Source organism: Exiguobacterium sp. SH4S7 (genome assembly GCF_004336795.1).
In the GTDB taxonomy this organism is placed as follows: domain Bacteria; phylum Bacillota; class Bacilli; order Exiguobacteriales; family Exiguobacteriaceae; genus Exiguobacterium; species Exiguobacterium aurantiacum_A.
This window is the reverse complement of the sequence record NZ_SJUT01000004.1, coordinates 159,610-184,511: the sequence shown is the minus strand read 5'-3', so window position 1 is coordinate 184,511 and position 24,902 is coordinate 159,610. Positions and strand designations below refer to the sequence as shown.

General features: G+C 54.3%; 23 protein-coding genes. 14 read left to right on the top strand and 9 right to left on the bottom strand.

Features of this window, described 5'->3' with window-relative positions; translation table 11 throughout:
• The first annotated feature begins 95 nt into the window (after nucleotides 1-95).
• Entirely contained in the window at nucleotides 96-2,063 is a 1,968-nt protein-coding gene (gene parE, locus EVJ29_RS09950) for a DNA topoisomerase IV subunit B (protein WP_071397535.1), read from the top strand.
• A gap of 2 nt (nucleotides 2,064-2,065) precedes the next feature.
• Nucleotides 2,066-4,471, top strand: a complete 2,406-nt coding sequence (gene parC / locus EVJ29_RS09945; RefSeq protein ID WP_070327244.1) for a DNA topoisomerase IV subunit A — start codon at nucleotides 2,066-2,068, stop codon at nucleotides 4,469-4,471.
• Between the two features lie 71 nt (nucleotides 4,472-4,542).
• Here the strand turns inward: parC and EVJ29_RS09940 are convergent, their stop codons facing one another.
• Nucleotides 4,543-5,052, bottom strand: a complete 510-nt coding sequence (locus EVJ29_RS09940; protein ID WP_131505065.1) for a DinB family protein — start codon at nucleotides 5,050-5,052, stop codon at nucleotides 4,543-4,545.
• Between the two features lie 173 nt (nucleotides 5,053-5,225).
• On the opposite strand from EVJ29_RS09940, the gene EVJ29_RS09935 reads away from it, so the two are divergent.
• From EVJ29_RS09935 to EVJ29_RS09925, 3 genes are read left to right on the top strand one after another with little or no spacing between them, the layout of a single operon-like run.
• Nucleotides 5,226-5,837 (top strand): NUDIX hydrolase, encoded by a 612-nt coding sequence (locus tag EVJ29_RS09935; protein WP_131505064.1) that lies wholly within the window; start codon nucleotides 5,226-5,228, stop codon nucleotides 5,835-5,837.
• A 15-nt stretch (nucleotides 5,838-5,852) separates the two neighbouring features.
• Nucleotides 5,853-6,569 (top strand): MBL fold metallo-hydrolase, encoded by a 717-nt coding sequence (locus EVJ29_RS09930; protein WP_070327246.1) that lies wholly within the window; start codon nucleotides 5,853-5,855, stop codon nucleotides 6,567-6,569.
• Nucleotides 6,570-6,587: 18 nt separating this feature from the next.
• Nucleotides 6,588-7,037, top strand: coding sequence for a GNAT family N-acetyltransferase (locus tag EVJ29_RS09925; RefSeq protein WP_016508735.1), 450 nt, complete (start codon nucleotides 6,588-6,590; stop codon nucleotides 7,035-7,037).
• A 255-nt stretch (nucleotides 7,038-7,292) separates the two neighbouring features.
• Here the strand turns inward: EVJ29_RS09925 and EVJ29_RS09920 are convergent, their stop codons facing one another.
• A complete protein-coding gene (locus tag EVJ29_RS09920; protein ID WP_131505063.1) occupies nucleotides 7,293-7,802 on the bottom strand; it encodes a flavodoxin family protein in 510 nt (169 codons plus the stop codon).
• Between the two features lie 422 nt (nucleotides 7,803-8,224).
• Here EVJ29_RS09920 and EVJ29_RS09915 point away from each other — a divergent pair, with 422 nt between their 5' ends.
• The 5 genes from EVJ29_RS09915 (at nucleotide 8,225) to EVJ29_RS09895 (ending at nucleotide 12,784) form a co-directional block, all read left to right on the top strand.
• Nucleotides 8,225-9,073 (top strand): transporter substrate-binding domain-containing protein, encoded by an 849-nt coding sequence (locus tag EVJ29_RS09915; protein WP_070327248.1) that lies wholly within the window; start codon nucleotides 8,225-8,227, stop codon nucleotides 9,071-9,073.
• A 6-nt stretch (nucleotides 9,074-9,079) separates the two neighbouring features.
• Nucleotides 9,080-9,775 carry an amino acid ABC transporter permease gene (locus EVJ29_RS09910; RefSeq protein ID WP_016508715.1) on the top strand — a complete coding sequence of 232 codons (696 nt, stop codon included), beginning with the start codon at nucleotides 9,080-9,082 and terminating at the stop codon, nucleotides 9,773-9,775.
• 96 nt (nucleotides 9,776-9,871) lie between these two features.
• Nucleotides 9,872-10,780, top strand: a complete 909-nt coding sequence (locus tag EVJ29_RS09905) for an AAA family ATPase (protein ID WP_131442828.1) — start codon at nucleotides 9,872-9,874, stop codon at nucleotides 10,778-10,780.
• Nucleotide 10,781: 1 nt separating this feature from the next.
• On the top strand, nucleotides 10,782-11,810 hold the full coding sequence (locus EVJ29_RS09900) for a DUF58 domain-containing protein (protein ID WP_131440713.1): 1,029 nt from the start codon (nucleotides 10,782-10,784) through the stop codon (nucleotides 11,808-11,810).
• Entirely contained in the window at nucleotides 11,807-12,784 is a 978-nt protein-coding gene (locus tag EVJ29_RS09895) for a hypothetical protein (protein ID WP_131505062.1), read from the top strand. The genes EVJ29_RS09900 and EVJ29_RS09895 overlap by 4 nt, the downstream gene beginning before the upstream one ends.
• A gap of 49 nt (nucleotides 12,785-12,833) precedes the next feature.
• Here the strand turns inward: EVJ29_RS09895 and cls are convergent, their stop codons facing one another.
• Together cls and EVJ29_RS09885 are read right to left on the bottom strand one after the other, a co-directional pair.
• Nucleotides 12,834-14,300 carry a cardiolipin synthase gene (gene cls, locus EVJ29_RS09890; RefSeq protein ID WP_131505061.1) on the bottom strand — a complete coding sequence of 489 codons (1,467 nt, stop codon included), beginning with the start codon at nucleotides 14,298-14,300 and terminating at the stop codon, nucleotides 12,834-12,836.
• Between the two features lie 170 nt (nucleotides 14,301-14,470).
• Nucleotides 14,471-15,253: a LysM peptidoglycan-binding and 3D domain-containing protein gene (locus tag EVJ29_RS09885; RefSeq protein WP_035386025.1), complete on the bottom strand. Its 783-nt coding sequence runs from the start codon at nucleotides 15,251-15,253 to the stop codon at nucleotides 14,471-14,473.
• A gap of 208 nt (nucleotides 15,254-15,461) precedes the next feature.
• Here EVJ29_RS09885 and EVJ29_RS09880 point away from each other — a divergent pair, with 208 nt between their 5' ends.
• Complete coding sequence (locus EVJ29_RS09880; RefSeq protein ID WP_071397523.1) at nucleotides 15,462-15,722, top strand: DUF1294 domain-containing protein; 261 nt, start codon at nucleotides 15,462-15,464, stop codon at nucleotides 15,720-15,722.
• Between the two features lie 165 nt (nucleotides 15,723-15,887).
• Nucleotides 15,888-16,700 (top strand): helix-turn-helix domain-containing protein, encoded by an 813-nt coding sequence (locus EVJ29_RS09875; RefSeq protein WP_161567352.1) that lies wholly within the window; start codon nucleotides 15,888-15,890, stop codon nucleotides 16,698-16,700.
• Between the two features lie 85 nt (nucleotides 16,701-16,785).
• On the opposite strand, the gene EVJ29_RS09870 is transcribed toward EVJ29_RS09875, so the two are convergent.
• On the bottom strand, nucleotides 16,786-17,706 hold the full coding sequence (locus tag EVJ29_RS09870) for an NAD(P)-dependent alcohol dehydrogenase (RefSeq protein WP_131505059.1): 921 nt from the start codon (nucleotides 17,704-17,706) through the stop codon (nucleotides 16,786-16,788).
• Nucleotides 17,707-17,735: 29 nt separating this feature from the next.
• A complete protein-coding gene (locus EVJ29_RS09865; protein ID WP_131505058.1) occupies nucleotides 17,736-18,494 on the bottom strand; it encodes a glucose 1-dehydrogenase in 759 nt (252 codons plus the stop codon).
• Between the two features lie 193 nt (nucleotides 18,495-18,687).
• On the opposite strand from EVJ29_RS09865, the gene EVJ29_RS09860 reads away from it, so the two are divergent.
• Nucleotides 18,688-19,560 carry an alpha/beta fold hydrolase gene (locus EVJ29_RS09860; RefSeq protein WP_161567351.1) on the top strand — a complete coding sequence of 291 codons (873 nt, stop codon included), beginning with the start codon at nucleotides 18,688-18,690 and terminating at the stop codon, nucleotides 19,558-19,560.
• A gap of 33 nt (nucleotides 19,561-19,593) precedes the next feature.
• Here the strand turns inward: EVJ29_RS09860 and EVJ29_RS09855 are convergent, their stop codons facing one another.
• The 3 genes from EVJ29_RS09855 to EVJ29_RS09845 form a co-directional block, all read right to left on the bottom strand.
• On the bottom strand, nucleotides 19,594-19,857 hold the full coding sequence (locus tag EVJ29_RS09855) for an excalibur calcium-binding domain-containing protein (protein WP_016508727.1): 264 nt from the start codon (nucleotides 19,855-19,857) through the stop codon (nucleotides 19,594-19,596).
• A gap of 422 nt (nucleotides 19,858-20,279) precedes the next feature.
• Entirely contained in the window at nucleotides 20,280-21,734 is a 1,455-nt protein-coding gene (gene bglA / locus EVJ29_RS09850) for a 6-phospho-beta-glucosidase BglA (protein ID WP_131489741.1), read from the bottom strand.
• Nucleotides 21,735-21,746: 12 nt separating this feature from the next.
• Complete coding sequence (locus EVJ29_RS09845; RefSeq protein WP_131505056.1) at nucleotides 21,747-23,636, bottom strand: beta-glucoside-specific PTS transporter subunit IIABC; 1,890 nt, start codon at nucleotides 23,634-23,636, stop codon at nucleotides 21,747-21,749.
• Nucleotides 23,637-23,800: 164 nt separating this feature from the next.
• On the opposite strand from EVJ29_RS09845, the gene EVJ29_RS09840 reads away from it, so the two are divergent.
• Complete coding sequence (locus EVJ29_RS09840) at nucleotides 23,801-24,511, top strand: GntR family transcriptional regulator (RefSeq protein WP_201739009.1); 711 nt, start codon at nucleotides 23,801-23,803, stop codon at nucleotides 24,509-24,511.
• Nucleotides 24,512-24,902: the final 391 nt, after the last annotated feature.

Genomic DNA, 24,902 nt, shown 5'->3' with positions numbered 1-24,902 from the left:
TCGACGGCGCGGAGAGGAAGGCTTGCCAGAAACCCGAAACAGCTATACAATTAGGTATGAAAAACGAACATGTGTTCGAAGATGAGGTGACTGACATGTCAACAAAACTATTTAATTATAATGAAGACGCCATCCAAGTGCTCGAAGGGCTCGCTGCCGTTCGGAAACGACCAGGGATGTATATCGGCTCGACCGACCATCGCGGGCTGCACCATCTCGTCTACGAGATCGTCGACAACGCGATCGACGAGGCGCTCGGCGGTTTCGGTGACCAGATCGATGTGACGATCCATAAAGACGATGCCATCACGGTCCGTGACCACGGGCGTGGTATGCCGACCGGGATGCACGCCTCGGGAAAACCGACGCCGGAGGTCATCTTCACGGTCCTCCATGCCGGCGGAAAGTTCGGCCAAGGCGGCTACAAGACGTCTGGCGGACTGCACGGGGTCGGCGCCTCGGTCGTCAACGCGCTCTCGAGCAAGCTGCTCGTCACGATCTATCGCGACGGCAAGGTGTTCGAGCAGACGTTCGCTGACGGCGGTGTGCCACAGACGACGCTCCTCGAGACGGGGAAAGCCCGCCAGACCGGGACGAGCGTCTACTTCAAGCCGGACACGACCATCTTCTCGACGACGACGTATAACTACGACACGCTCGCCGAACGGCTCCGGGAGTCGGCTTTCCTATTGAAAGGGTTGACGATCACGTTGACCGACGAACGCTCGGACAAGCAAGAGACGTTCCATTACGAGAACGGGATCGCCGAGTTCGTCCACTATTTGAATGACGACAAGGCGACGCTCCACCCGACCGTCTACTTCGAAGGGACCGAGAACGACATCGAGCTCGAACTCGCCTTCCAGTTCACGGACGCCTACTCGGAGAACGTGTTGTCGTTCGTCAACAACGTCCGCACCCGGGACGGCGGGACGCATGAAGTCGGCGCCAAGACGGCGATGACCCGAATCATGAACGAGTACGCCCGCAAAAACGGCTTGTTGAAAGAAAAAGACAAGAACCTCGACGGCGGCGACGTCCGTGAAGGCTTGACGCTCATCGTCTCGGTCCGGATCCCGGAGGAGTTCCTCCAGTTCGAGGGACAGACGAAGTCGAAACTCGGCTCGCCTGAAGCCCGTGCCAGCGCAGACGCCGTCATGGCCAAGCAGCTGACGATCTTCCTCGAGGAAAACCCGCAGATGGCGACGATGCTCATCAAGAAAGCGATCCGCGCGGCCCAGGCCCGTGAAGCGGCCCGGAAAGCGCGTGAAGAGGCGCGTAACGGCAAGAAAAAGAAACGTTCGAGCATTCTGAACGGGAAACTGACGCCGGCGACATCAAAAAACGCCGCCAAGAACGAGCTGTTCCTCGTCGAGGGGGACTCGGCCGGCGGTTCGGCCAAGCAAGGCCGTGACCGGACGATCCAGGCGATCTTGCCGCTCCGCGGGAAGGTCATCAACTCGGAGAAGTCGAAACTCAATGACATCATGAAAAATGAGGAGATCAACACGATCATCCACGCGATCGGCGCCGGGGTCGGACACGATTTCGATCTCAGTGACTGCAACTTCGACAAAGTCATCATCATGACCGATGCCGATACAGACGGGGCCCACATCCAAGTGCTCTTGTTGACGTTCTTCTTCCGTTACATGCGACCGCTCGTCGAGGCGGGCAAAGTGTTCGTCGCCTTGCCGCCGCTCTATCGCATCTCGAAAGGGAAAGGCAAGTCGGAGCAGTTCGAATACGCCTGGGACGAGGAAGCGCTCGAGAAACTCGTCAAAGTGTACAAAAAAGGCTATATCATCCAGCGCTACAAAGGTCTCGGTGAGATGAACGCCGATCAACTGTGGGAGACGACGATGAACCCGGACACACGGACACTCATCCGCGTGACAATCGATGACGCTGCCGTCGCCGACAAGCGCGTCTCGGTGCTAATGGGGGACAACGTTGCCCACCGCCGCGAATGGATCGAGGAGAACGTCGCCTTCGGCCTCCAAGAAGATGATTCGATCATCGCCAATGAACATGTGACTAAAGCGATTGAGGAAGTGATGTAACGATGTCGACGATTCAACACATTTTAAACTTGTCGCTCGAACAGGTCGTCGGAGACCGTTTCGGGCGTTACTCGAAATATATCATTCAAGACCGGGCGCTCCCGGACGCGCGCGACGGGCTCAAGCCCGTACAGCGCCGGATCTTGTATGCGATGCACCATGAAGGCAACACGAACGACAAGGCGTACCGGAAATCGGCCAAGACGGTCGGGAACGTCATCGGGAACTACCACCCGCACGGTGACTCTTCTGTCTATGAGGCGATGGTGCGCCTGTCGCAAGACTGGAAGCTCCGCTACCCGCTCATCGACATGCACGGGAACAACGGCTCGATGGACGGCGACTCGGCTGCCGCGATGCGGTATACCGAGGCACGGCTGTCGAAGATCGCCGGTGTCATGCTGACGTCGATCGCCAAGAACACGGTCGACTACACGCCGAACTTTGACGATTCGACCGAGGAACCGCTCGTCTTGCCGTCACTCCTACCGAACCTGCTCATGAACGGGACGACCGGGATCTCGGCGGGGTATGCGACCGAGATCCCACCGCACAACTTGACCGAAGTGCTCAATCTCGCCATCGCCCGACTCGCCGGCGAAGTCGAGACACCGAATGACGCCTTCCGTTACATGCAAGGTCCCGACTTCCCGTCCGGTGGCACGGTCATGGGCAAAGACGGCATCTTGAAAGCGTTCGAGACCGGTAAAGGCAAGATCATCATCCGCGCCAAATCGGTCATCGAGCCGCTCAAGGGCGGCCGTGAACAGATCACGATCACCGAGCTCCCGTATGAGGTGAACAAAGCCAACCTCGTCAAGAAGATGGAAGAGCTCCGCCTCGACAAGAAAGTCGAAGGCGTCGCCGAAGTCCGTGACGAGACCGACCGGACCGGGGTCCGCGTCGTCATCGAATTGAAGAAAGAAGCGGACGCGGAAGGTGTGCTCCACTTCTTCTTGAAGCATACCGACCTGCAGCTCGCCTATAACTACAACATGGTCGCGATCGTGCAGCGGACACCGAAACAGCTCGGTCTGTTACCGATCATCGATGCCTATTTGAAACATGTCGAGGAAGTCGTCACCCGCCGGACGACGTTCGAGCTCGAACAGGCGAAGAAACGCGCCGAGATCGTCGACGCGCTCGAACAAGCCATCTCAGTGCTTGACGAGACGCTCGAACTGATCCGTTCGGCCAAGGACAAGTCCGAGGCGAAGCAGAAGCTCATGGATCGCTTCTCGTTCACGGACCGTCAAGCCGAAGCGGTCGTCATGCTTCAATTGTATCGTTTGACGAACACAGACATCGTCGAGCTCCAAAAAGAAGCGAAAGTGTTGCAAAAAGAGATCGCGCGCCTCGCCAACATCTTGAACGTCGACGCGACGAAGCGGAAACTCATCTCAAAAGAGTTGACGGCGCTCCGCGACGAGTTCGGTGATGAGCGGCGTTCGGTCATCGAGGCCGAAGTCGAAGAATTGAAACTGAAGACCGAGGTCATGATCGCCGTCGAAGAGACGATGGTGTTCGTCAGCCGTGACGGCTACGTGAAACGTTCGTCGATGCGCTCATACGGCGCCTCGAGCGAGGATATGCCGGAGATGAAACAAAAAGACCGGTCCGTCCTCCTCACCCAGGCGATGACGACCGATCACTTGCTCGTCTGGACGAACAAAGGCAGCTACCTGCTCATCCCGGTCCACCAGATCCCGGAGACGAAATGGAAAGACGCGGGCCAACACGTGGCCAACCTCGTGCCGATCGAAGGCGAGCAAGTCGTCTCGGCCGACGTCGTCTCGACGTTCGAGACGGACGCGCACTGCCTGTTCGTCACGAAAGACGGCATGGTCAAACGGACGCCGCTCCGTGACTATGACGCCCAGCGCAAGTCGAAGGCGCTCATGGCGCTGAAACTGAAAGGGGACGACGAGGTCGTCTTCGCCGGCATCAGTGACGGTCCAGGCCAACTCTTCCTCGTCTCTGAGCGTGGATACGGGCTTTGGTTCAAAGAAGACGACGTCCCGGTCGTCGGACAGCGTGCCGCCGGTGTCAAAGCGATGAACTTGAAAGACGGTGACGTCGTCGCCGACGCGTTCGCCTTCTTCACACCGCCGCTGTTCGTCCTCGTGACGCAACGCGGAGCGGTCAAGAAGATGAAGCTCGAAGACCAATTCGACTGCACGAACCGCAACTTGCGTGGCACGATGCTCATCCGTGAGGTCAAATCAAAACCGCACCAGATCCGCCGCGTGCTTCCGGTGCATGGGGATGAAACGATCCACATCGTCGGCAAAGAGACCGCGAAGACGGTCAACGCGAAACAACTGACACTGCTCGACCGCTACGCCAACGGCTCATTCGTCTTCGACGAGGAGACGTTCGGTGACATCGAGGACGTCTATCTCGATTGATTCAGCAAAAGCCTGCACACGCGACAGTATATGTCATGTGTGCAGGCTTTTTTTGTCTCTATTCGTCTTTGTCAGTCATGGAACGCTCTAAGATACCGTTCCAAGTCCGTCTGTTGCCGTAGATGATGGCGCGTGTGCATCTCGATGAGCGTGTACCACTCTTGCGCGTTCAACCAGCCGAAGCCGCCATGTAGCGCTTTACAGTTCGGGTCGGCCGCGTGAATCATCGGCGCACACTTCTCCAACCGTGTGATGAGGTCGTCAAGACGGCGTTTCAAAGCTTCACGGCTATCGGTATTGTCGGGCGGGCCGTTCATTTCGTCCGGTAGTTTGATTTTAATAGGGGGGAATCCACCGTCGCTAAACAACAGCTCCCCAAACTCGGTCTTCCCGAGCGGTTGGTGCTCAGCATTCGTCAGACACGCTTCCATCTCGTCTAGATACTCATGGGCGACGACGATGATATGGTCATACATCTGCCCGATCGACCAAACATCCGTCTTCTCCTTATAGCGGAGTTGATTTGATGAGTATTGGTCGAGGTCTTGCTTGAACCGGGACAACAATTCGATGGCGGTCATATGTCTCCTCCTTCTACTGCTACGGATGCTTCCGTCGAGTATACCATGAGCCGGGTGTCGTAAACTCCAGACTGGCGCGACAAATACTTTCTTGTGGGAGCGGGTATTATGAAAAGGAACAATCAAGCCCGATGGCGAATGGGATAAGCAGGACAAACGATGGAGGGATTTCTATGTCAGACTGGCTCACTTGGGCCAAACGGCTACAAGCACTGTCGCAAGCGGGCTTGACGTTCACGAAGGACGAGTTCGACCGTGAGCGCTATCTCGAGCTCCAGCAGATTGCGACCGATATGTTCGACCGACAGTCGAACCTCGCCTTGCATGAGATCACTGAACTGACGCACGTCAACGGCTATCCGACACCGAAGCTCGACGTACGCGGTGTCGTCTTCCGAGACGACGAGCTGTTGCTCGTGCGTGAGCGGTCGGACGGGCTATGGACGCTGCCAGGTGGCTTCTGTGAGGTCGGGCTGTCACCGTCAGACAATATCATCAAGGAAATCGGGGAAGAGGCAGGCTTTGATGTCGCCCCGATGCGCCTCGTCGCCTTGTTCGATATGCACCGTCACCCGCACCCGCCGTTGTCACAACATTATTATAAACTGTTCATCGAGTGTGAGCTGATCGGCGGGGAAGCTCAAGTCAGCCATGAGACGAGCGAGGTCGGCTTCTTCTCGCGTGACGCCTTGCCGCCGTTGTCGCTCGCCCGCAACACGCTCGAACAGCTCCATATGTGCTTTGACGCCCGGTGGCAGGACGATTGGGTCACACTGTTCGACTAGGAAAGGGGAGGTCTTATGAAAGTCACACGGATTGAAGATGTCCACCAGCTGACGTTCTATTCACCCGTCTTGCCGATCAACGTCCAATTGATCGAGAAAGAGCTCGGCCTCGTCTTGATCGATACCGGGTTGAAGCAGAACGCCGCTGACATTTTAACGTATATCGAGGCACAAGATCGCCCCCTCCTCGCGATTCTGCTCACCCACGCCCACGGGGACCACGTCGGTGGGGTCGATACGATCCTGAAGGCGCATCCACACGCCGAGCTTTACGTCTCACGCCGTGACGCCCGCTTGTTAGCAGGGGACCGAACGACGGACTCAGGTGAGCGGCCACTCAACATAAGAGGCTCGTTGCCGCCGATCCGGTCGCTACCGGACAAGCTGCTCGACCCGGGTGAGCGGCTGTTCGGTCTTCGCGTCTATGCCGCCGCCGGCCACACCCCGGGCTCGATCGCTTATTTCGATGAACAGCATCGCCTGTTGTTCGCCGGTGACGCGTTCCAATCACATGGGGGAGTCGCAGTGGCAGGGGACACGCGTCCGTTGTTCCCGCTCCCGGGTCTGGCGACATGGGACAAGCGGGCCGCGGTCGACCATGCCGAGCGGTTGCTTGACTTGGCGCCGCGTCATACGTTCGTCGGCCACGGCAAAGCGCTTGAAGGCACACATCGGCTCTATTTGGCACTGAAACGAGCTAAGCGTAAGCAAGCCCGTCGCTTTTCACGATAATCTTTGGGGGTATGACAGATGGAGTTACGGGAGATTCGGACGACGGATTACCGGCAAGCCGAGCAAATGCTCGAGATTCAACGGAACGCCTATGCGGTCGAGGCCGAACTGATCGGATTTGACGAGATCCCGGCCCGATATGAGACGGTCGAAGTCATTCAAAACTTGCCGGGTCTGAGCTACGGCTTATACAACGAGGAGCGGATGATCGGGTTTGTGACGATCGAGGCGGCCGAGAACACGGTCGAGATCACGAAGCTGTGCATCGATCCGACATACTTCAGGGCGCGGCTCGCGACGACGTTGTTAGAACACGTGCTCAGTCTACACGAGGACAAACTTGTCTACGTGCATACCGGCAAACATAACGGTCCGGCCAAACGATTGTATTCGAAGCTTGGCTTCGAGCCGAGTGCCGAGTTCGAACCGGAACCAGGTGTCACATTGATCCGGTTTACGCGAATTTGATCCCGATCTCATAATTTCAGATTCTGTCTCACTACTTTAAGTATACTAAAGGATTGAGACGGAGTTTTATTTTTACTGATAATATATGTTATGTAAACTAATAAAATTTGAACCGATTCCTCGGTAGTTTTCAGGACTCACCTGCTTCCCACGTTCACGTGATCAGTTATGTCGGCAGGTCGTGCTTCCCTTAGCCACCGATTCGTTTTGTTTTTCCTCGCTCAGACGTTGGCACAGCTTGATTCCGTTCAGATTTTATAAAATGCCTCCTCTTTTCAGCCAGTCATAGATCGGTTTCTGGACATCCTCAAGTGCAATAGGAATGTTCGTCTTGGGATCCCATTTTGTCGTTATCGAAATACTGCCCATCACTTTTCCGCCTTTCTTCTCAATCCTTTTTGTAATTGAGTCGATAACCTGTTGGGGAACTTTTTCATCACCTTTAGTTATGCACAGCCAAACTTTCTTGTTCTTAAAGGAAGTCTCTTTTAAGTATTTATTGATGGCCGGGGGCGTCTTTCCTGCCCAGACTGGGGTTCCTAGGAATAGATGCTCATATTCTTTTAATGCAAAGTCCATTGGCATGATAACGCCTCTCAGACCAAAAAACGCTCCCATTGCTGCACCGGCGATGTTACCGAGTTTTCGCTTCTTTTTATCTTCGATTCTTTGAATGTCAAACTCTGTAAGCCTTTGAATTTCTTTCGCGACTACTTCTGTACTGCCGATCCATGAGTAATACACAATCAAGCTACTATTCTTCATTATGTCACTCCTTCCATCGTTTTTAGTTTTCCCTCCCTCTATCTACAGAGGAAATACCCTTAAACGATGGCAAAGAACCTAACTGTCCTCGCCTGTTCTTGGACAGGGTAGCATAGGCCTTCCTCTCGGGACCTAGCACAGTCCTCTCACCTGATTTAAAAAGCTGTGGACTCATCTTGCCTCTATCTCCCACTTGCGCACCTGTCGATTCTCTAGAGGTTGAAGGTTGGTGAATCGCATGCTGTTTCATAAATTATTCTTATCTGTATTACCTGTATGAAACCCTGATTCAATGACATGATAGCGCTTTTAGAATAAACGTTTCAAAAATATCTTACCTGCTGTTTCTATGTTCTTCGTAGTTGCCTCTAGGCGTTCATCATGCTATTTTTAGACAGATGATACTTTAAGGAGGAACATGAATGAAACGTATGACAAAAGGTTTAGCAGCAGTTATCTTGCTCGCTGTCCCGCTCGCGGCGTGTGGTGATTCTAGCACCGATCAGGCCGATACGACACGTTGGGATGAGATCAAAGAAGAAGGTACGCTCACGGTCGGTACGGCCGGGACACTCTACCCTGCCTCGTTCCGCGAAGAAGAAAGTGACGACTTGACAGGGTTTGACGTCGAGGTCATGAAAGAGATCGGAAAACGTCTCGACCTCGAGGTCCAGTTCAAAGAAATGGCGTTCGATAACATGTTGACGAGCGTCCAGAACGGACAAGTCGATGTCGTGGCGAACGACATCTCGGTGACGGAAGACCGGAAAGAGAAGTTTGCCTTCTCCGTACCGTATAAGCACACGTACGGGACGGCGATCGTCCGGAAGAGCGATCTTTCAGGCATCAAGTCGCTCGAAGACTTGAAAGGTAAAAAGGCAGCTGGTGAAGCGACGACCGTCTTCATGGACGTGGCGCGCCAGTATGGGGCTGAAGAAGTCATCTACGACAACGCGACGAACGATCAGTATCTTCGCGACGTGTCGACAGGTCGGACCGACGTCATCTTGAACGACTACTACCTCCAGACGCTCGCCCTCGCCTTCTTCCCGGAATTCGATATCGCGATCCACCCGGATATCGCCTATAACCCGCAAGACGTCGCACTCTTGATGAATCAAGACAACGTCGACTTGCAAGAGAACATCGACCGCGTCCTCGAAGAGATGCTTGAGGATGGCACGGTGAAGGAGCTTTCCGAACAGTTCTATAACGGTGCTGACGTATCCGTCGAACCGGACGTCGACGCGACAATCGTCGAATTGGACTAAGGCGATATGTTCGAAGGTGTGAAGTGGGAAGCGATCTTTGACGCCGACCTCGCCATCCGCTCGTTCCCATACTTGCTAGGTGGGCTACCGAACACGCTCTGGATCTCCTTCCTCAGCATGTTCTTCGGTTTAGTGTTAGGGCTCGTGCTCGCGCTCGGGAAGCTGTCTCCGTCAAGGTTAGTGCGTTATCCGTCGACGTTTTACGTCTCGTTCATGCGCGGCGTCCCGATCTTGATTATCTTGTTCATTCTCTACTCGGGGTTCCCGTTCATCGGGATCGAGTTCGCGGCGTTGACGGCAGCGATCATCGGCTTCAGCTTGAACTCGGCCGCCTATATCGCGGAGATCATCCGCGCCTCGATCCGTGCCGTCGATCAGGGACAGATTGAAGCGGCCCGGTCGCTCGGCATGAACAAGTGGCTGACGTTGAAAGGGGTCACGTTGCCTCAAGCGACGAGGATCGCCCTGCCCCCGCTCTCGAACGTGTTCCTTGATCTGATCAAGGCGAGCTCGCTCGCCGCGATGATCACCGTCCCTGAGATCTTCAACAAGGCGAAGATCGTCGGCGGACGTGAGTTCGACTATATGACCGTCTATTTGGTCGTCGCTCTGATCTACTGGGGAATCTGTACGTTCATGTCGTTCTTCCAAGACTGGCTCGAGCGGCATTTCGAACGCTATTTGGATACACCGAAACGATGACTTAGCGGTCATCGTTTTTTGTTTTCCTTTTTGTGTAAGCGTCGAATGTGCTATGATTTTCTTAATTATCAGAAAACAGACGGGGGAAATTTGATTATGGTGCAACAATGGACGACTCATTTAAATAGTTTAGTGATTGGGCAGTCGAAAGCGATCAAGCTATCGACGATTGCCTTGCTTTCAGGGGGACATGTCTTACTCGAGGACCGGCCGGGGACCGGGAAGACGACGCTCGCACGGAGTCTCGCCTCCTCCGTATCGGCCGCGTTCCAGCGCGTGCAATGTACGCCGGATACGCTACCGAGTGATATTTTAGGGATGGAATTATTCAATCCGACGACGGGTGCGTTCGAGCGACGGACCGGACCGATCTTCACGTCGATCTTACTTGTCGATGAGATCAACCGGACGACGCCACGGACGCAGTCGGCGCTGCTCGAAGCGATGCAAGAGCGTCAAGTGACGCTCGGTGAGGTGTCGCTCCGTTTGCCGGACCCGTTCTTCGTCATCGCGACGCAGAACCCGTTCGACGGACAAGGGACGTTCCCGCTTCCGCAGGCACAGCTTGACCGGTTCTTATTCAAGCTCTCGCTCGCCCCGCTGTCACGGGAGTCAGAGCGCCGACTGCTCCGGAACGAGCATTTGAGCGCCGCTCCGTTCACGTTGAAACATGAAGAGCTCGCCGTGATGCAGCAAGCCGTCCGTGACGTGACGCTGCACGAGGCAATGGAAGACTATCTGCTCGACTTCGTCGAGGCGCTCCGGCACCACCGGGACATCGAGGTCGGGCCGAGCCCGCGGGCGACGCTCGCCTACACGATGGCGGCCCGGGCCCACGCCTACATGGACGGACGGGACTACGTCGCACCGGAAGACATCCGGGCGCTCGCCTTGCCGATTCTCGGGCACCGCATCGTCTTGACGGTCGAGGCATCGCTCAAGACGAAACCGTCGAAACTGATCAAATCTGTGTTAGAGACCATCGCGGTCCCATCCGAGGTGTGACATGCAACTCGTCAGCCCGCGCTATCTAGAATCCGGCTACATGTGGCTCTTGTTCGTCGTCGGGGTCTTCACGGCGCTTTACGGGAACGTGTTCCTCGCGAGCGCCTTGCTCGGCGTCAGCATCTACGCGCTCGTCATGCCCGAGCTGTTGTTCCGCCTGGCCGAACACGTCCGTGTCGAAGTGACGGACGAACTGAAACTGTTTCCGGGTGACGAAGAGTCGTACGTCATCCGCCTCATCTCGACTGCGAAAGTCCCGCTCGGTGTCGTCCGCTTGTCGGGTTATCTCCACCCGACCGTCGAAGTGGAAAACCACGCCTTCTGGCGCCAAGAGAATTATGTCGGCGGCGAGGCGGTCGTCTCTTACGACCTACCGCTCAAAGCCATCAAGCGAGGTCCGATCCGTGTCGAGGCGATCGGCATGGAGATCCGTGACCCGCTCCGCATGTTCTCGCTCTATAAAGAGGAACCGCTCGCAAGGATAGGGTACGTCTTCCCAGAGTTCCTGCCTTATCCGATCCCGAAACGCCCGCCGACGCTACCGGGCGAGGAGATGGTCCGTCATAGCGCCTATCGTGACCCGGAGACGTTCCAGTCGGTCGCCCCGTATCACGGTCAACCGATGCGTCAACTGTACTGGTCGGCTTACGCGAAGACGGGCGAACTGCTGGCCCGGACCGAACAGCCCGTCCAGGCGAACGAGTACGTCGTCGTCTTGGACCTGTTGACGAAAGACGGGCGCTCCCTCACCCATCAGATGGAACGCGTGATCTCGCAAGCGGCGGCGCTGTGCCGTGACTTCGAGAAAGAGAACGCGAGCTATGGGCTGATCGTCCCGACGCTGACGAAAGACGGGATCACGTACGACCTCGCACCCGGGAGCGGCGAGACCCATTTCCGCAAGGTCATGACGACGCTCGCTTGTCTGTCGGAACGAGACTTCCCGATGGCCCGGTCATTGTTCGAACGGAAAGTCGCCAAATACGGCGGCAGCCAATCGATTCTTCGGCTCGGAGGTGACGGCAAATGAACTGGCTCTGGTGGTTGTTCGCGGCATTTTATGTCGGTCACGTCTATCCGCTCGTCTTCCTGTTGACGCTCCGTCTGCCGCGGAACTGGCAGCTCGGCGTCCAGACTTTGCTCAGTATCGGTGCGCTCTGGTTCTCGTATGAGATGAGCATCACGTTGCTGTTGTTCACGTATGTGCACGCCTTCATCCGCACGCTCGATTGGACCGACCGTTACGCGATCGCGAGCGTGTTGTTCTTGATCACGGATTGGCTGTTCCCACCAGCCGAGCAACGGCTCCTCATGATCGTGTTCCCGTTCCTGTTTTTGTTTTGGCAACGGAGCCTGTATTACCGTCGCGACTATAAACGGATGTTGTCGACGCTCGTCGTCGGCCTAGCGGTCGGTCTCGGACTGGCTTTTGTCATCCGGACGGTCAAAGAGCTGTTGTTCGGCGACCTCATCACCTGGATCCGACCGTTCTTGCTTTGGATCGGCGGCTGGTTCGATGGGATCACGCTCGACCCGTCCGACCGGGTCAATCGATTCATGATACCGGACAACCCGAACATTGATGCCGAGACGATCGCGAACGAGACGTTGCTCGAATCGGCGAAGAATCAGTCTTCCGCGCTAGTCATCTTCTTCATCGTCCTGCTCGTCGGCGGTGTCCTGTTGTTCTTCTATTTACAAAAGCGAAAAGACATCCACGAAGTGTTGTCGGTCCCGAAAAAGGCCCATCAGACGGCACGGACGGAACGTCGCTTGACGCGGACGCCACGTGATGTCCGCCTGCTCGAGGCCGGACGCCGGCTCGAACAGGTGCACCCTCGCCATCGCGAGGAGACCGCGCACGAGTGGTTAGAACGGATCGACTTTACCGATGGAAGCTTGTTCGCAAGTTGGCTCGAGGCGGCCGAGTACGGTGAGAAAGAAGCGCCGACCACGGTCGTCGAGGCGTTTGAACGACACGTCAAACACGTGTTGAAAAAATAAAACCAGCCAAGATGTTCGGGATTGAACCCGGGCGTCTTGACTGGTTTTTTTATAGGATTGGACTCAACAGACGCGACACGCTCTCTTTGAAGCGAATCCATTTCGTCCGTGTCTCATAACGTTCGAGCGTCAACAGCTCAGCGCACGATTTGTCGCGGTCGAACGCGTCGATGACGGACCGGGCGACAGCCTCATCATAGACGAGGGCCGAGATCTCGAAGTTGAGGTGGAAGCTGCGGGCGTCGATGTTCGTCGTCCCGATCGAAGCGACCTCGCCGTCGATGACGAGCGTCTTCGCATGCAAGAAACCGCCCTCGTACGTATACACCTCGGCCCCGTACCGGACGAGCTCGGCCGCATTGGCGTATGTCGCCCAGTAGACAAACATGTGGTCCGGTTTGTTCGGGATCATCAGTTGAATCTTCGTCCCTGACATGAGGGCGATCCGGCAGGCGTCAAGGAAACTCGCGTCCGGGATGAAGTATGGCGTCTGAATGTAGATCGTCTCTTTCGCTTCCCCGATCATCTTGACGAGCATGTTCTTTAAATGCTCCGTCGTCGAGTTCGGACCGGAGGTGACGATCTGGACGGGTGACTTGAACGCCTCGAGTGTCTTGCTTGGCCAAATGAACTCTTCTTTCAACGCTTTTCGTTTCGTCGGGACGGAACGGTTCCAATCGAGCAAGAACCGTTCAAGCAACTCTTGGACCGCCTCCCCGTTCATCCGCAGATGGACGTCACGCCAATAGCCGAAATGTTGGTTCGTCCCCATGTACTCGTCGCCGACGTTGAAGCCGCCGATATAGCCGATGTCCCCGTCGATGACACACAGCTTGCGGTGATTGCGATTGTTGACGCGGAAGTTGATGCCGAGGCTCGACGGGAAGAACGACTTGACCTCGCCTCCGCTTTCAAGCAGCTCTTTGAAATGTTTACGTCTCAGCCCTCTCGAGCCGACGGCGTCATAGAGCAACCGGACCCGGACACCGCCTTGGGCCCGTTTGGTCAGCGCCGCAATCAACGCCTGGCCGAGCGAATCGTTCTGGATGATGTAGTATTGGATATTGATTTCTTGTTTGGCCGCCTCGATATCGTCGAACAAGGCCGCGAACTTCTGTTTCCCGTCATGGATGACTTGGATGTCGTTATGATACGTGACGAGCGCGTTCGTCGACGACAGGTTCAACCGGGCGAGACGCCGGTATTTTGCTAACAGCGGGTCTTGCTTGAAGATCAGCTGGTTCCCATCCAACTCATCGAGCTGTTGTTGAACGTGCAACGCATACTCACTACGCCGCTCTTCATCGACTTGATAGAAGTTGTTCGACTTGATCAAACGACCGAAGAAGATATAAATGAAGAAGCCGATGAGCGGCAAAAAGAAGAGGACGAGCAGCCAGGCCCATGTCGAGCCGATGTCGCGCCGTTCAAAGAAGATGATCGTGATGGCGAACGTCATGTTCAAGATGACGAGCAGGATGCCGAACACGCTGATGATGATTTCTGTCGTGAGCATCAGGTTCTCCCCCCTTTTACGATTTGGTACATACCCGGTTTTTCTGACCAGACAAGACCTGATATATCTAGTTTGCCTGATTTCGAAGGAGAAAGGTATACGAGCTTGCAGGTTTGAGCGAATAGAACGCAAAAAAACACCGCGCCTGCGGTGTTTTTGGGGTCGATCGATTAGTTTAAGACTTTGATTGTGATTGATTTACGACCGAAGTTGAGCGCTTGCTGTTGTGTCGGCATCAAGAGGTCAATTTTGTTCCCTTTGATTGCGCCGCCAGTGTCTCCAGCGATTGCTTCGCCGTAGCCTTCAACCCATACTTTAGAGCCGAGCGGGATGACTGAAGGGTCAACCGCGATGACTTTTTGGTTCGGGTTCGAACGAACGTCGATACCTGTTGCCGTGATACCAGAGCAACCTGCACAATATGGCGTGTACGCCGTTGCTTCAACTGTCATCGTCTTACCCGAAGCCGGAGCTTGAGTTTGCGTTGTAGACGTAGACTGTTTTGTCACCGGTGCAGACGTTGATGCTTTTGGTTTAGCTGCTGGTGCACTGTTCGCAACCGATGCTGCTTTGGCACCTTTCACAGCGAATTGTTGACCAGGGAAAATGAGATCTGATTTAAGACCGTTCCATGTCATCAATTGATTGACAGAGACACCGTTGTTTGTCGCGATCCGATACAACGTGTCGCCTGATTTAACTGTGTAAGTGTTTGAAGAAGCTGTCGCTTTTGCTTCCGACTTCGCGAGCTTCAACACTTGGTTAGGATAAATCATATTCGAGTTTAAGCTATTTGCTTGTTTGATGTCGTTCACAGATACACCGTTGTTCACGGCGATACGGTACAAAGTATCTCCAGACTGAACCGTGTGTGTTGATGCTGCCGAAGCTGGAGCAGCGACTCCTAAACTAAGGCCAGCGAGTGCCGTTAGTGTCAATAGTGGTTTTTTCATAAGAATATTCCTCCCTTTTCTAACGCTCCCTTACTGTAACACCTCTATATTTCACTGCCGTTACAGGCTGATATGAGAGTGATATCAGTTCAGTTACAGAAGCTTTCAGGGAGATGAGAGGAGTCTGAATTCTTACAATCTAGATAAAAATGGCTTTGTTGAGCCGTTTTCAGCTATACTGATAAGGTGAGAAAGGAGGTTTTAGTCTTTGGAACTATTACTGCTGTATTACATTGTGACTAATTTACTAGCGTTTATGTCATTTTTCCTCGATAAACGACGTGCAAAATCCGGGGCTTGGCGTATTTCGGAACAAACGTTGCTCATTCTCGTCTGGATCGGGGGAGCGTTTGGGGCTTATGTCGCGATGCGCCTCTTCCGTCACAAGACGTTGAAGCCGAAGTTTCGGATCGGGGTCCCGGTCGCGATTCTCGTTCACGCCGGGATCACGTCACTTTTCATCTTCTGAGTGGAGCTGGCTATCTTTTCTGCTGCATTATATAGAAGGAACGTGATAAGACGTCTCGTGACAATAGAGATATAAATGTCGGATTAATCATGAATTCATCTGGTTCAAGACTGTCAGCCCGGTGTAATCCCGAAACAAATGTTCAAATATTGAGGTGGGATGAAGATGTTGGAACAAAGTTCACTTCAGAGCGTGGAATCGACAACAGGCGCGGTCATGACAGCTATGATCCACGTGACCGATCACTTCCACGCCTTTATAGTGAGGGCAGGTCGCGTCGACTTGATGGTCAACGGGGACCGTCATAGTCTCCGCACTGGGTCGGGCCTGCTGTTGGCGCCGGGGCAACTGTATCAAGTCGTTTCGTCCGAAGAAGCGACTCGGTTCGTCGACGTCCGTGTCGATCCATACGACTTGTTCGCACCGTTGCTTGCCGAAAGGTTCGTCACGCCGTTCATGACGGGGGCGACGTTGCCCCTAAAACTCCTCACGCCGACCGAGCGCGCGGAGAAGGCCGTGTTAGATACGATCGACAAGGTATCCCGAAGTTTACACGGCGACTCATCGTTCGCCCTCTTAGATGCCACGCTCCAGATGGCGGTCGTCTGGCGTTACTGGATTCAACAGACAAACGAGCAACCGCGATTGGTCGGTCAAGACCGGATGAAGGCGATGCTCGCCTATATCCATGAACATGTGACGGAGCGTGTGACGCTCGAACAGATTGCCGAGGCCGGTGGCTTGAGCCGGGCGGAATGTTGCCGCTATTTCACGAAGTGGACCGCCACGAGCCCGCTCGCCTATGTGTGTGACGTCCGCATGGAAGCGGCGGCGCATCAGTTACAGGAGACGACGGAGTCGGTCGCCGCACTAGCGAGTCACTTCGGCTACACGAGCGTCAGTCACTTCGTCCAGACGTTCAAGAAAGTACATAAGGTCACCCCGCTCGTCTACCGCAAGAGCAAGAAGACCAAGTGAAGAGGAAATGAAAAGAGGAGTCTGGCCGCCGAGTTTCGATGGCTAGACTCCTTCTTTTTGCGTTCTCGATGGACGAGAGACGATGTCATTCCTCATGCACGACCGATACGATGACATTTCCAACTTTCTGGCCGGCGTCCACATAGCGGTGCGCTGCGACGATTTCCTCCATCGGATAGATCGAATCGATGACGGCCTTCAGGTCTCCGGCTTCAAACATCTGATTCAACAGGCTCAGGTCCTCTTTTCGTTCACTCGCTACTCCCTGTCCGGCAACCGAACTGAATCGACCTGTTTCCCCGACATGTTTACGAGCCATCCGTTTATCGATTTTTCCTGCCGCGTCAAACACAGCGTCGTACGTTGTCAGTTCGCTGTCATAGCCCTCTTTTGTATAATCGATGACGACGTCTGCGCCAAGGTTTTTGACCAATTCGAAGTTTCGTTCCCGACAGACAGCTGTCACGTGAGCACCGAAATGTTTGGCAATCTGTACCGCGATGGAGCCGACTGCCCCGGAAGCTCCGTAAATCAATACGGACTTCGCCTGTTCGATGTTCACTTTACGCAAAAAATGAAGGGCTGTCGTTCCACCAAACGGAAGACTGGCTGCTTCTGCAAAGCTTGCGTGGTGAGGCATGAGCGCGACACACTTCGTCTCGTTGATGCATGCATATTCGGCATAGCCGCCAAATCGCATCCCGGTCAGCGCATAGACACGATCTCCCACCTTGAAGTGTTGCACACGTCGGCCCGTCTCGACCACTTCACCTGCTAGGACGACACCTAAGACAGGCTGTCTCGGCGCTTTAAAGCCGACGACGACACGCATCGGCAACTTACCTGCTGCCGGTATATCTAACGCACGAAGCCGGCGGTCCCCGGATTGAACGGCTGATGCGTGTACTCTAATCAGCAGTTCGGTTGCTTTCGGCACAGGCTTTTTAATTTCCTGAAGCTGTAACACTTCCGGCGGGCCATATGCGGTACAAATCACTGCTCTCATCGTGTACCTCCTCACAAGTCGCTTGTCTTTTAGCGGGCGGTCCAACCACCGTCTGCTTTCAAGACGTCCCCGTTGACGAAGCTTGAGTCACTTGAAGCGAGGAACAGCGCGGCGCTTGCGATTTGGTCCGGTTCGCCAATCGGTGCTTCTCCTGCCGCTTGAATGGCACGCATCCCGAGCTCGCTCGGCGCCGTGATCGTCGCCCCGATGTTCGTATTGACCCCGCCTGGTGCGATGGCGTTGGCCCGAATCTTGCCGAACGTGCCATACGTCGCGGCGATGTTTTTCGTGAGACCGATGAGCGCATGTTTTGATGCGACGTACGCGGCCCCGCCTCGTGTCCCGAACAAGCCGCCGACCGAGGCGATGTTGATGATGACCCCGCCCGAATCTTGCGTCTCCATCACGTTGATGGCGGCCCGGGCGATCTTCATCGGACCGGTCAAGTTGACCGCGATGACACGGTCCCACACGTCGTCGGTCACTTCACCGACCGTCATGAAGTTGTCCATGATGCCGGCGTTGTTCACTAAAATATCGAGTGAGCCGAACTGCCCCGTCGCCGTCGCGACCATGTTGTCGATGTCCGCTTGCTTCGTCACGTTCGCGGCGATACCGACCGCTTCCCCGCCGGACGACTTGATCTCACTTGCGACCGCCTCGACCGTATCCCCGTTCATATCGACGGCGACGATGCGAGCACCTTCCGCGGCGTATAGCTTGGCGATGGCCCGCCCCATTCCAGAACCGGCACCGGTCACGAGCGCTGTCTTGCCTGATAGTTTCACACAGCATTCCTCCTTGGTTAAGTAGAAGACGACACAGCAAAACGACAAGTGCGGACTGAACACGTGTCAGTAGTCTATACCCGAATTTTAAGTGACCTGCATGCTGTTATGGAAGAATGTTCTTCTTTTCGTACGATATCTCCTTTACAATGAAAGGAATACATATATTGGGATTTGAGGAAGGATTGATGACTTGGGACGATATGATACTGAAGTGATCGGTAGCGGGTCTCCGCTGTTGTTCCTACCGGCTGGGGGATTCTCAGGAAACGAGGGACTGACGCTCGCCGAGGCGCTTGCCGACGACTTCGAGGTCCATCTGCTCGATCTGCCAGGGTTCGGTCGCAGCGAAGGACTCAAAGGGAGAGTCACTTCTTTGGAATTAGCGGATTGGGTGAACGGCTATATCGTGGAAGCAGGACTCGGCCTTGTCCATGTGAGCGGTCACTCGCTCGGGGGCGCGGTCGCCCTCGCGTTTGCCGCCCATTATCCTGAAAAGCTGGAACGGCTCATCTTGCTCGACGCCGGACATAAGCCGTTCCCGCGTGTCCCACTGCAAGAATATGGCGCGTTTGGACTCGTCGTACCGCTCTTGAACGTGATCTACCGCATACTTGGGCCGGCAGCCGTCCGGAAAATCGAGGCGAAATTCATAACGGACAAAGCGGCAGAACCGATTTCAGAGGAACAGTTCAAAGCGTTCTGCACGCAGACGGGTTTGCCTGAGCGGGACGAAGTACGCCGGGCCTTGGATGCTCCTGCCAAACTAGGTCCCGGTGGAATGAACTTACTGTTCGGCTACTATAACTTGGACATGAGCCGACTCATGAGGATGCTCCGCGTACCGACGCTTCTCGTCTACGCTGACTTTATCGGAGTGGACACGAAAGAAGCTGAATTGACGAAGTCTGCCGTTGCGAGTCTTCAGCAAGATCGACCTCCAGTCACCTATCAGTCCGTTCCGGGAGGTCACTTCGTTCATTGGAGTCCGGAGTTCCCGCTCGAGCGGGTGCGTCAGTTTTTACTGGATCAAGCGGGAAACATTGTGCATCGATATCCTCAATGAAAAAAGAGATTCGGGGAGTAGTCCCCAAATCTCTTAACGTTCACAGGCGATTCCGTCTCTATCACGGTCTTTCCCAATGTTTGCTTGGTAGAGTGCCGCGTTGACGAGCGGCTTATACTGCGTCTTGCCGCCTTTGTTTTTGATGGTCTTGTTTTTCGCGACACCACCCTTGTAGGTTTTGTTGAGCTCGGTACAGTTTTTAAACTTTTTGGCAGCGGCATCAGCCGGATTCGCAGGAGCGAGGCTCAGCGTAAACAAAGCGAGACAGGCCACAGTTGCACGAAGCAGTTTCTTCATTCTTATTTCCTCCAAATTAGCAGACGATACGTCTAGCAGTTTTCATCATTATACGGTTGATTACGAGCAATATACCTCTTTTGCAAATATGATAAAGACAGAAAGGAACGTGTTTTATTATGGATTTGTTTATTTTAATGCAAGAGCGCGCGGTACCTCTGCTCGTGCTCACATTTTTCTTGGTACTGAATCTTGCATTCCTAATAGGGGTTTGGAAGAAACGGATCAACTTCTCAAAACTTTTTTTGCTGTTCGCCAGCTCACTCGCTGTGGTTCTCATGATTTCATCCGTCATGCTCATCACATTTACGTTATTCTTCGGCTATAATCAGTGACTTTTGCAAATTCCTATTGCCGCAACATCTGTAGAAGGAATAAACCCACCTCTTTTTTTTGAAAGAGGTGGGTTTATTCATGGAAAATTATTTTGTCGCTTCGTATTCCAACGCTTCCCCGTTCGTCTCGATGACGTGCTTATACCAATCGAACGAGTCTTTCTTCATCCGCTCCATCGAGCCATTGCCTTCATTGTCACGGTCGACGTAAATCATGCCATACCGCTTCTTCATCTCGCCCGTCGTGAACGAGACGATGTCGATGATGCCCCACGGCGTGTAGCCGATCAAGTCGACTCCGTCATAAACGACCGCTTGTTTCAGCTGCTCGATGTGGGCCTTCAAGTAATCGATGCGGGCCGCGTCGTGAATCTTTCCGTCGATGATCTCATCGACGGCGCCAAAACCGTTCTCGACGATAAAGAGCGGGATCTGATAGCGGTCGTACAACCGGTTCAGCACGTAGCGAAGACCGACCGGATCGATCGCCCAACCCCAGTCGCTCGACTTGATATATGGGTTCTCGACACCGTTCGGCAGACCGCCGTTGACGATGTCGCCGCTGTTGTCGGCGACGACGTCGCTCTTCACGGTCGTCGACATGTAGTAGCTGAAACCGAGGTAGTCGACAGTCCCGTTCTTCAAGATGTCGTCGTCCCCGTCCAGGAACGGGATGTTGTAGCCTTCACGCTCGAACTCGTTCAAAGCGTAGCGCGGATAGAACCCGCGTACTTGCACGTCCGGGAAGAAGTAGCGCTGGCGCATCATCTCCTCGGCGAGCATGACGTCGTCCGGGTTCGACGAATACGGATAGATCGGCACGTGCGATACCATCGCTCCGATCTCGAAGTCCGGGTTGATCGCTTTCCCTTTGGCGACGGCGAGCGCACTCGCGATCAACTCATGGTGCCCCGTCTGATACATGACCTCACGGGCGTTCTCGCCTTCCTCGACGATGACGCCTGAGTTCGTCCAGAGGAAGAGCGGGTTGTTGACGTCCATCTTGTTATTGATCTCGTTGAACGTCATCCAATATTTGACCTTGTCTTTGTAACGGTCGAAACAGGCCTCGGCGAAGCGTACGAAATGGTCGACGACTTTCCGGTTGCGGAACCCGCCGTACTCACGGGCGAGGTGGAGCGGCATCTCGAAGTGTGACAACGTGATGATCGGCTCGATGCCGTGCTTCAACAGCTCATCGAATAAGTCGTCGTAGAACTTGAGCCCGGCCTCGTTCGGTTCGGCGTCGTCACCGTTCGGGAAGATGCGGCTCCAGCCGATCGACGTCCGGAGACACTTCAAACCCATCTCGGCGAACAAGGCGACGTCTTCTTTATAGCGGTGGTAGAAGTCGATTGCCTCATGGTTCGGATAAAACTCGTCCGGCTCGACCTTGTCCGTGATCCGGCGTGCGACGCCATGGGCGCCTGCTGTCAAGACGTCGACGACGCTCGGGCCTTTGCCGTCGGCGTCCCAGCCGCCTTCAAATTGATGGGCGGCGAGGGCGCCACCCCATAGAAAATCTTTCGGTAATGTCTTCATGTTTATTCCTCCTTATTGATGAACAATCGTGAGCATCGGCTTCGTTGTGTCTGTCTCATCGCTTGGTTGAACGAGTACATCGGCGTAAGTCGAGCTGTTCGTCACGATGACTGGTGTGATACTTGATAAGTTATGGGCGGCGATCATGTCGCGATCGAACGTCATCAATACATCGCCCGCTTTGAAGCTGTCCCCATCTTTGACGTGGACAGTGAACGGTTTCCCGTCAAGTGTCACTGTGTCGAGCCCGACGTGAATCAAGAGCTCGATCCCTGAGTTCGAACGCAGTCCAATCGCATGTTTTGTCGGTGCAACCATGACGACCGTCCCATCGAATGGCGCCACAATGTTATTCCCGTTTGGTTCTACGGCGTAACCTTTCCCCATTGCCCCAGAGCCGAACACGTCGTCCGGGACATCACTCAAGGCGATGACTTTCCCTGATAGCGGTGACGTAATCGTTTCTTCTTGGACGACCGTCGCGCTCGCTTCCGCTGTCGCTGGCGTCGCCAATTCTTCATTTGCCTGTTTGGCAGTGTCTTCCCCGAAGCCGAAGATTTGAATCAAGATGACCGGGAGGATGATGGCAATCGCCGTCCCGATCAACAGTCCCCAAATCGATGTCGGCACGTCTTCACTGATTCCGTTCACAAGAGTGAGTGGGCCCGGGAGTCCGGCGTAGGCAAAGTAGTATGGGGTGAAGAAACTTGCGACGATGGCACCGACCGCACCCGAGATACATCCGAAGATGAATGGTTTCTTGAAGCGTAGCGTCACCCCGTAGATCGCAGGCTCGGTGATCCCGAACAGACCGGTGATTCCTGCCGAGACTCCGACTTTTTTGATTTCTTGGCTCTTCGCTTTCAAGATGACACCGAGGACGGCGCCGACTTGGGCGATGACGGCGATCGTCTGATACGCTTGGAACGAGTCACGGCCGTATAGGTCGAAGTTTGCGAGCACCATCGGCGTCACGCCCCAATGGACCCCGAAGATGACGACGACTTGCCAGAGTCCACCGATGATGGCGCCAGCGAGCAACGGCGCGTTTTCAGCTAGGAAGTTATAGCCGTTGGCGATCCCGACCGCACCCATCGTCGTGATTGGTCCGATGACGAGGATCGTGAGCGGCACCATGAGCACCAAACTGAAGAACGGCACAAATAGAGGACGAATGACCTCATTCATATGCCGGTTCAAGAACCGCTCGACGTAAGACAAGATCCAGACGAGGAAGAGCGGTGGCAAGACCGATGACGTGTACGTCGTACCGGACAAGGCAATCCCAAGGAAGCTGATCGTCTCCCCTGACGTGATGCGTGCCGCCATCTCGGCCCATGTCGGACTGACCAAGGCCGCACTTGCCGCGACGGAAATGAACGTGTTCGTCTTGAAGTGTTTTGATGCCGTGATGGCGATAAAGATTGGTAAGAACGTGAACGGTGCCCATGAGATGAAGCTGAACACTTCGTACGTTCCCGTCTCGGCGAAACCTTCGAACAACAATGTCGTTAAAATGAGTACTCCTTGCAAAATCCCGGCTGCCGCTAAAATATAGATGAACGGCGCGAACACCGCGGACATCGTCGCGATGATCCGGTTGAGTATCGTTCCTTTTTGGTCCGCCTCCGTTTCAGTGCCTTCGATTTTTACGAGCTGCGTGAACTCCTCGAACACTTCTCCGACGTGCTGTCCGATAACGACTTGGAACTGTCCGCCCGTCTCGACGACCGTGATGACGCCTGGCATCGCCATGACACGCTCTTTCGCCTGCGGGTTTGACCGCTTCAAGACGAGACGAAGCCGTGTCGCACACCGGGCTGCGTTGATGATGTTGTCTTCCCCGCCGACAGCCTCCAAGATGTCCTTGGCGAGTTTTGAATAATCCCGAACTTTACTCAAGTGAATACCCTCCTTTTTTCATAACGCTTACATTTTGTACACTCTTACTATAATTGTACCGGTACAATTAATCAATAGCGATACAATAAAAAAGTTTGTGAACTTTTAGCAAACATGTGTGTGGTATAATGAAGGCAACATTTTCAAGTAGATGAGGGATGAACGTGCTAAAATACCAACAGATTGCAGCAGAGATCGAACAGTACATCAATCAACATGATTTGAAACAAGGCGATAAACTTCCCGTGCTCGAACAGTTGATGAGCCAATATGCCGTCAGTAAGAGCACGGTGACGAAAGCGCTCGAACTGCTCGAACGGCGTGGGGTGGTCTTCCAACTTCGCGGGAGCGGCATCTTCGTCCGGCGTCATAACCGCCCGGGCTACATGAGCCTGTTCTCGACGCAAGGGTTCAAGAGCAACCTCGGGGGCCGCGTCCTGACATCGGATGTGCTCGACGTATCGGTGACGAAACCTGACGAGACAATCGCAATGAATCTCGGGATTGACGTGACGGATGACGTCTATCGCGTCGAACGCGTCCGCTATGTCGACGGCAAGGTGTTCTGTTACGAAGAATCGTATTACGTGAAGGCGATTGTGCCGTATTTGAACCGGGAGATCGTTGCCGACTCGATTTTCGATTACGTCCAGGGCGCGCTCGGTGTCACGATTGGATTCTCGGACATGTACATGCAGGTCGGACGATTGAATGAGACGGAAGCAGGATATCTGGACTTGCGGACGGATGATCCGACGCTCCGCATCGAGACGATTTTTCATCTATCGAACGGGAAACCGTTCGACTACTCACGCATCACCTACCATTACGAACACTCTCAGTTCGTCGTTCAGGCGAACGGACCTTATATGTGAAAACACCGCTCCTACGCATTGGCGTAAGGGCGGTGTTTTTGTATAACCGTAATCTATTTGGACTGTACTTGAGTCAGGTCTCGATACGCATCGACTGAATACGAATCAATCTTACACGTCTCATTTATATGAGTATGTATCTCCGTTTTGGTAGGGAAACTGTATGGGCTGAATACGATATCACATGAGGCCTGGGCGATGTGATGCAATAGCTGTTCGACAACTACATACACTTCAGCCAAGTGTTCCGGACTCAATCGGACGTCCGGGGTGACGAGATAACTGACATGAATCACGTTTTCTTTTGATTCAAAAATAGAAGCCTCATGTTCAGAAAACCACGGATAATCGGTGAGATCACTCCTCCTTCTCTCATCTTTGATGATGAGGA